The following is a 4,694-nucleotide window of genomic DNA, read 5'->3' on the forward strand; positions in this document are numbered from 1 at the left end:
AGCAAAGTTCCTGAAAATCAGTGGATACCGAGAGTATGATCGGTTCAGGAAAACCGCCGGATGCTGCCAAAAAAAATCAAACCGGCCGTGAGAGCTGTATTGCCAAAAAAAATCAAACCATATTAATGAAAAATTTGATAATCAAATAAAAAATATTATACTTTTGCGAAAAAGTAAATTTACCTGATAACACTAAATAAAAACATATGTATTGGACACTTGAACTTGCATCGCACCTAGAAGATGCGCCATGGCCCGCAACAAAAGATGAATTGATTGATTACGCGATCCGTTCCGGAGCGCCTGTTGAGGTTATTGAAAACTTGCAGGCATTGGAGGATGACGGTGAGCCATATGAGAACATCGAAGAGATATGGCCTGATTACCCTACAAAAGATGACTTCTTCTTTAACGAGGACGAATATTAAAAGGCGCCTTTAAAATAAAAAACCCTGCTGATGCAGGGTTTTTTATTTTGTAAAACATTTTGGAATAGTTTTAGTTGAATATAAAATATGATCTACTAAAACTTTATAAAATGAGAAGCATTCTTTATTTAATCGCTGTAATCCTGGTCATCGGATGGATATTCGGAGCCTTTGTTTATCCTGTTGGTGGCGGACTGATCCATATCCTGTTAGTAATTGCTGTAATTGCAATACTTTTAGGTGTCATCCGAAGGGCATAGGTCGGTTCATGGTTCATGGTTCATGGTTCATGGTTCATGGTTTCAATGAGGAGACTAAAGTTAGCAAATTCCGGCTATGAACTATGAACCATCAACCATGAACTGTTCCGCAATTGCTATATCTTCCGGGAAAGTGATCTTTATATTGCGGTAGCTGCCTTCAATGATGGAAATGGGGAAACCCGCTGCTTCAGCAACGCTGGCATCATCTGTAAAACCTTCGTTAAAAGGCTGGTTGTACGCTTTCCTTAGCTGCGCTATTTGAAAGGTTTGCGGTGTTTGCACCAGGAATATTTCGTCCCTTAATAAACTTATCGACACACCGTTTTTTAACTGCCTCACAGAGTCGCGGCTTTTTACTGCAGTAATGGCATTGCCGGTTGCAGCTGCTTGTTTATAAGATTCATTAATTACGGCCTCTCCCGGTAAAGGGCGTACGGCATCATGAACAGCAACCAACGTATTGTTGTCTTGTGTTATGGCGTTGAGTCCATTTTTAACTGAATGAAACCTGGTTTCGCCGCCCGCTATCAATTGGTGGTCGATAGTGAAATTATATTCGGCGCAAAGTTCCTTCCAATACTGCTGGTAAGCTGCCGGTATAACAATGATGATTTTGGGGTTTGATGCGGAATTAAAAAAAGCCTCAATCGTATACATTAATACAGGCCTTCCATTGAGCATCAAAAATTGTTTGGGAACCGCAGACTGCATCCGGCTTCCGGAGCCGCCGGCAACAATAATGACGTATTTAGATATGAGATGAGCCGTGGGAGACATTAGAAAAAAGTTTAAATTTGAGATATGATTACTAGCTCCTATCTCAAATTTCAATACTCAAATCTAATTAAATTATCAGCATTGCATCGCCATAGCTGTAAAAGCGGTATTTTTCTTTCACAGCCACTTCATAGGCATTCATTACATGCTCATAACCACCGAATGCGCAAACCATCATCAGTAAAGTTGATTCGGGTGTATGGAAGTTGGTGATCATTGAATTTGCAATGCTGAAATCGTACGGCGGGAAGATAAACTTGCTCGTCCAGTCGTTTGCAGGTTTTAATGTTTTGTTTGCCGATACCGCTGATTCAATCGCACGCATCGAGGTGGTACCTACAGCGCAAATTCGTTTCTTAAGGTCGATCCCCCTGTTTACTATATTGGCTTGTTTTTCTTCTATGATAAACTGTTCTGAGTCCATTTTGTGCTTGGTCAAATCTTCAACCTCAACAGGGCGGAAGGTTCCAAGGCCAACATGCAAGGTTACTTCGGCAAATTCAACACCTTTTAATTCAAGGCGTTTCATCAGCTCGCGGCTAAAATGCAAGCCTGCGGTAGGGGCAGCAACTGCGCCTTCATGCTTTGCAAAAATAGTTTGATAGCGTTCCTTATCTTCGGCTGTAGCTTTGCGTTTGATATATTTTGGAAGCGGTGTTTCACCCAGGATCTCCACATTACGGCGGAATTCTTCATCAGTCCCGTCAAAAAGGAAACGGATCGTACGGCCACGGGAGGTGGTATTGTCAACAACTTCGGCAATTAAAAGGTCGTCATCACCAAAATATAATTTATTGCCAACACGTATTTTGCGGGCCGGGTCAACCAGTACATCCCATAAACGCAATTCTTTATTTAACTCACGAAGTAAAAAAACTTCGATAGTTGCACCAGTTTTTTCCTTGTTGCCATACATACGGGCCGGAAATACCTTGGTGTTGTTAAGGATCATCACATCCTTGTCATCAAAATAGTCAAGGACGTCTTTAAATATTTTATGCTCAATTTGGCCTGTTTCGCGGTGCAGCACCATTAATCGCGCCTCGTCGCGTGTATGGGCAGGGGTGTGGGCTACTAACGAATCAGGCAGGTTGAACTTAAATTGAGATAATTTCATGCTAAATGATATGAATTTTCAAGGGCGCAAATGTAAGGAATAAATTTGTGATTTCACCGATTTTGTTGTATGATTTAACCGATAAGATTACATAATTATGCCGGCTTGACAAAGTTTATTGCGTTTTATTATATCATTACAATGAATAGCCGATTCTGTTTTTAAATAAAATAAATAGTGTAACTTATCAGCGGCAGTATGGTCTAACACCCAAAGGAATGCAACTGATAGTAGTGAGCATCGGTAAAATCAAACCATAATCGGTGTAATCACAAAATAGATAAATATGCTGTTTTTAAAACTTTTGAGGGAAAGCTTTTTATTTGCCAACGATTCGTTAAGGGGTAATAAGCTGCGCACATTTTTATCCCTGCTGGGGGTAACCATAGGCATTTTTACCATTATTTTCGTTTTTTCGGCGGTTGATACACTAAAAAATAACCTGCAAAACAGCGTAAACAAATTAGGCAGCAATAGTATTTATATTCAAAAATGGCCATGGGGTGGAGGGGGAGACGATTTTCCGTGGTGGAAATATATGCAGCGCCCGGTACCTAAATTACGGGATTTTGACGCACTACAGCGTTTAAGCACCACCGCGCTTGGTATTTCATATGAAGTGGGTATTGATAACCGCACGGTTAAATACCAAAGCAATACGGTAAGTGGTGCGCAAATTGACGCTGCCAGCCAGGATCATGATATTACCTGGAATTTTGATTTTTCGGAAGGCAGGTATTTTACAAATATGGAATCAAGGGCGGGCAGCCCGGTAACTATAATTGGATACGATATTGCTCATGACCTTTTTCCTTACGGCGGCGCAATTGACAAACAGCTAAAGATAATGGGCCGGTATGTAAAAGTGGTGGGGGTGTTTAAAAAGGAGGGAAAAGATATCTTAGGAATATCAACAGATAAGGAGATCCTGTTACCCTTGAATTTCGCAAAGGATGTCATCGACTTTCAAAATGATAATTACGGCCCGCAGATCGTAGTCCGCGGCAAGCCGGGTATTGGCGTTGATGAAGTAGAAAGCGAACTGAAGGGTTTAATGCGTTCAATCCACCGGATAAAACCGGGTGCTGACGACGACTTTTCTTTAAATAAAACGACGATTATATCTAACCAGCTTGATGTAGTATTTGGTATTTTACATACAGTGGGCTTAATTATAGGTTTGTTCTCTATCCTTGTCGGTGGATTTGGTATCGCCAACATTATGTTTGTTTCTGTTAAGGAACGCACCAATATTATCGGGATCCAAAAATCACTCGGGGCAAAAAGCTATTTTATCTTATTGCAATTTTTGATCGAAGCTATATTTTTATGTTTGATGGGTGGGGTAATAGGGCTGGGCTTGGTTTATTTGGTTACCCTGGCGGTCAGCGCCGCCGCCGACGTGAAAATTGTACTCGATATAAAAAATATCATTATCGGCATCGGTACTTCGTTTATCATTGGGGTAATTTCAGGAATCATCCCGGCCTGGTTTGCGGCTAAGTTGGATCCGGTTGAAGCGATAAGGTCAAATTAGGCATTGGTCATTAGTCATTTGTAATTAAATGCGCACTGGATATATCCGTTTACCAATGACCAATGACGCGAAGCAAATGACCAATGACCGCTTCAGCCCTCCACCGGCACATAATACCTGGCCACTTTTTCAAAAAGGACATTCGGTACAAAAGGTTTTGTAAGGTAATCGCACATGCCTGCGGCAAAGGCTTTGCTGTGGGTTTCGGGCATTGCATCCGCGGTAAGTGCTAAAATAGGTATCTGCGGATTTGATCGTTTAATGATGCGGGTTGCTTCAAAACCGTCCATCCCGGGCATTTGCAGGTCCATGATGATCAGGTCGTAATTGTTTTGTTTCGTTAATTCGATTGCTTCGTGCCCGCTGATGGCCTCATCCGGATTTGCATGCCATTTTTTAAGGAATTTTGAGGCGATCATGATATTCATTTTATTATCGTCAACAATTAAAACCCGCATTCCAAGTAAATCCGGCGTCGAATTTGGCGCTACGATTAACACGGTTTCGTCCTTCTTTTCTTCCGGCTGGGCAATTTCAAATAGGATCGAAAAGGTAAATTCAGTACCGTATCC

General features: G+C 41.4%; 6 protein-coding genes. 3 read left to right on the top strand and 3 right to left on the bottom strand.

The window, feature by feature from the left end; genetic code table 11:
- Positions 1-206 precede the first annotated feature (206 nt).
- Positions 207-428, top strand: coding sequence for a DUF2795 domain-containing protein (locus tag QZY09_RS06765; protein WP_002996718.1), 222 nt, complete (start codon positions 207-209; stop codon positions 426-428).
- Positions 429-538: 110 nt separating this feature from the next.
- Positions 539-688: a lmo0937 family membrane protein gene (locus tag QZY09_RS06770; RefSeq protein ID WP_295669979.1), complete on the top strand. Its 150-nt coding sequence runs from the start codon at positions 539-541 to the stop codon at positions 686-688.
- Positions 689-769: 81 nt separating this feature from the next.
- Here QZY09_RS06770 and QZY09_RS06775 read toward each other — a convergent pair whose 3' ends face one another.
- Positions 770-1,468 carry a 2-C-methyl-D-erythritol 4-phosphate cytidylyltransferase gene (locus tag QZY09_RS06775; protein WP_295669982.1) on the bottom strand — a complete coding sequence of 233 codons (699 nt, stop codon included), beginning with the start codon at positions 1,466-1,468 and terminating at the stop codon, positions 770-772.
- Positions 1,469-1,535: 67 nt separating this feature from the next.
- Entirely contained in the window at positions 1,536-2,585 is a 1,050-nt protein-coding gene (gene queA / locus QZY09_RS06780; RefSeq protein WP_295669985.1) for a tRNA preQ1(34) S-adenosylmethionine ribosyltransferase-isomerase QueA, read from the bottom strand.
- A 286-nt stretch (positions 2,586-2,871) separates the two neighbouring features.
- Here queA and QZY09_RS06785 point away from each other — a divergent pair, with 286 nt between their 5' ends.
- Complete coding sequence (locus QZY09_RS06785; protein WP_295669987.1) at positions 2,872-4,122, top strand: ABC transporter permease; 1,251 nt, start codon at positions 2,872-2,874, stop codon at positions 4,120-4,122.
- A 92-nt stretch (positions 4,123-4,214) separates the two neighbouring features.
- Here the strand turns inward: QZY09_RS06785 and QZY09_RS06790 are convergent.
- The coding region (locus tag QZY09_RS06790) for a response regulator (protein WP_295669990.1) at positions 4,215-4,694 on the bottom strand (480 nt) is incomplete at its 5' end.

It is taken from the genome of uncultured Mucilaginibacter sp. (assembly GCF_903913935.1).
Classification (GTDB): domain Bacteria; phylum Bacteroidota; class Bacteroidia; order Sphingobacteriales; family Sphingobacteriaceae; genus Mucilaginibacter.

Coding starts and splice junctions, on each gene's coding strand:
- queA (WP_295669985.1), bottom strand. CDS start 2,585: ATGAAATTATCTCAATTTAAGTTCAACCTGCCTGATTCGTTAGTAGCC.
- QZY09_RS06775 (WP_295669982.1), bottom strand. CDS start 1,468: ATGTCTCCCACGGCTCATCTCATATCTAAATACGTCATTATTGTTGCC.
- QZY09_RS06785 (WP_295669987.1), top strand. CDS start 2,872: ATGCTGTTTTTAAAACTTTTGAGGGAAAGCTTTTTATTTGCCAACGAT.
- QZY09_RS06765 (WP_002996718.1), top strand. CDS start 207: ATGTATTGGACACTTGAACTTGCATCGCACCTAGAAGATGCGCCATGG.
- QZY09_RS06770 (WP_295669979.1), top strand. CDS start 539: ATGAGAAGCATTCTTTATTTAATCGCTGTAATCCTGGTCATCGGATGG.